This is a genomic window from Mesorhizobium abyssinicae (assembly GCF_049887195.1).
In the GTDB taxonomy this organism is placed as follows: domain Bacteria; phylum Pseudomonadota; class Alphaproteobacteria; order Rhizobiales; family Rhizobiaceae; genus Mesorhizobium; species Mesorhizobium abyssinicae.
Window position 1 is genome coordinate 1 of sequence record NZ_JARAKC010000067.1, and the last position, 2861, is coordinate 2861.

Genomic DNA, 2861 nt, shown 5'->3' on the forward strand with positions numbered 1-2861 from the left:
CAGGTAGCCACGCGCAACGCCTGCGCCGCCAATGTAAAGCTCGCCCACCGCCCCGAACGGCACAGGAGCGCCATGACCGTCCAGCAGGTACACCCGCGTGTTCGCAATCGGACGGCCGATCGGGACAATCGCCCCATCAAAGTCAGCCGGGCAACTCCAGGTCGTTGCACAGACTGTCGTTTCCGTCGGTCCATAGGCATTGATAACAGATGCTGCAGGTAAACGTCGGATGAGTTCGGCCTTCGGCAGCTCTCCAGCAAGAATGAGAGCCTGCGACGCCAAATATTCCGCACTCCTGCTTGGCTGCAGTAAGGCCGGAGGCAATGTCGCGTGGGTGATCGATTCACTCCGCAGGTAATCCGAGAGTTCGGCACTCGCCTGGCGGAGCTCATCCGCAGGCAAATGCAAGGAAGCGCCGGAGCCAAGCGCCATAATCATTTCCCAGGCACTCGCATCAAAACCGAAGGAGGCGAACTGCACCACTCGACTGTTTGAACCAACGCCAAACAGTCCGATCTGAGCCAGCCCCAGATTGACCACTCCGCGATGCTCGACCATGACGCCCTTGGGCGTCCCTGTGGAGCCCGAGGTGTAGATGATGTAGGCGAGATGGCGCGCGGTGAGGCCAAGGGCGCGCGGCTCGGGATCCGCAGCAGGTAGTTCGGCCCAGACCGGGGTATCCTCCAGATCGACCACCGTCACATCGACCAACGCCTCAGGGCCGAGCGCGGCCCGGCCGGCCGCATCGGCCAGCAGCAGCTTGGGCGCGGCATCGGCGAGCACCTGGTTGAGCCGCGCGTAGGGATAGGCCGGGTCCAGCGGCACATAAGCGCCGCCCGCCTTCAGGATCGCCAGCAGTCCCACCACCATGGCCGGGCTGCGCTCGACGCAGATTGCCACCGGCTGGTCCGGCTTGACCCCAAGGGCGATCAGATGATGGGCCAGCCGGTTGGCCCGCGCGTTGAGCTCGCCATAGCAGAGCGCCTTGTCCTCATGCACCAATGCCACCGCCTCGGGCGCCTGGCGCACCTGTTGCTCGAACAGCTCGTGGATGCAAAGACCTGACGGATAGTCCGCCTCCGTCCGGTTCAGCTCCTCCAAAAGATAGGTCCGCTCCTCGGGCGGAAGAATGTCGAGCGCGCGCACCGGCCTGTCGGGAGCCTGCTCCAATGCCTCCGACAGCGCTTCGAGCACCCGCAGCATGTAGCCGCAGATCCGATCGGCAGAGATCGGCTCCGCCACCTGTGCGGTGAGGCCGAGCGCCTCGCCAAAATCCTCCACCGACAGCGTCAGCGGATAGTTGGTGCGCTCCTCGCTGCCCAGCCATTCCACGCCGGACAGACCATCGTCCGTCCTGGAGCCTGCCATGGCCGCCGGCGTGTTGTGGCGGTAGTTCAACAGCGCGCCGAACAGCGGCGCCGGCGCCGCAACGCCGCTGCAGCGTTGCGCCTGCGCCAGCGAGGCATGCTCGTGTGAGAGCAGCTCGGCCAGACGGGCATGGGTGAGACGCAGACTTTCCTCAACTCCAGTGCCGTCGAGGTCGAGGCGCACAGGCACGGTGTTGATGAACAGGCCCATTGCGCGGTCGGCGCCCGCGCCCGCATGCATGCGGCCGAACAGCACCGTGCCGAACACCACCTGCTCTCGGCCGCTGCTGCGCGCCACCACCTGGCCCCAGGCCAGATGGCACAGGCTGGCCAGGCTCACTCCCAGCCGCCGCGCCTGTTCCCGCAGCCGATCGTTGAGCGCCTGCGGCAGCATCCGCCGCGCCTCGCCGACCCCGCTGCCATCGCCGCGCACCTCGTTCAGCCCGAACGGCATGGTCGGCTCGTCGATGTCCGCCAGCTGTTTCTGGAAGAACTCCTCATGCGCCTTGGCGTCGACATCCAGCCGCGCCTGCGCCACCAGATTGCGGAACGGCTGCGGCGCCGCAAGCTCATGCGCGCCTCCCTGGAGCACGGCCCGCACCTCGGCATGCATGATCTCCAGCGTCGTGTGATCGCCGATCAGATGATGCTGCAACTCCAGCAGCAGCCAGCGCCCGCTGCCGGGCTCTCGCGCGATCACAAACCGCAACAGAGGCGCCCGGCCAAGGTCAAGGCGCTGCCGGCGCGGATCGAACCGACGCTTCAGCTGCTCGGAACCGGGACCGCCATCTTCATCCAGCTCGACCTCGGTCACCTCCAGCGGCGCACGCCGCCACACCACCTGGGCCGGGCTCGACAGCCTCTCCCAGACAAAGGCCGTACGCAGAATGTCGTGCCGGTCCACCACCTGCTGAATCGCGCCAAGATAGCGCTCCAACAAGCCGCGCTCGGCAAACGCCATCTGCGAGACCAGTAGGTAGGGATCGCCCTTCGTCGCCAGCAGATGATGGAATAGGATGCCGTCCTGCAGCGGCGACAGGCCATAAATGTCCTGGATGTTGCCGACGCCACCGGGCACCGTGGCGACGATCCGGTCGATCTCTTCCTGCCCAAGCTCGATGAGCGGCAGCATCTGCGGCGTAATCGCCGCACTCTGCTCGGTGATCGGGTTGGCAGGCACCGCCACCTCGTGATGGCTGCCAAGGCTTTCGGCCAGATCGCAAAGCACCGGCCTGGCGAACAGGGTGTGTACCTCCACCCCGAGCGACAGCCGCCGCAGCCGCTCCATCAGTTGCACCGCCAGGAGCGAATGGCCGCCGAGTTCGAAGAAGTTATCGTGGCGTCCGACCCGCTCGACCCCGAGCAACTCCGCCCAGATCTGCGCCAGCGCCGTCTCGACCGCGCCCTGCGGCGCTTCATAGGCGGCGTGCGCATAGGCCTCGTCGTCGGGGGCGGGCAGCGCCTGGCGGTCGAGCTTGCCGTTCGGTGTCAGCG

General features: G+C 66.4%; 1 protein-coding gene. It reads right to left on the reverse strand.

What is annotated here, in order from left to right; translation table 11 throughout:
* On the reverse strand, positions 1-2861 hold a 2861-nt coding region (locus PU724_RS33545), incomplete at both ends, for an amino acid adenylation domain-containing protein (RefSeq protein ID WP_426213816.1).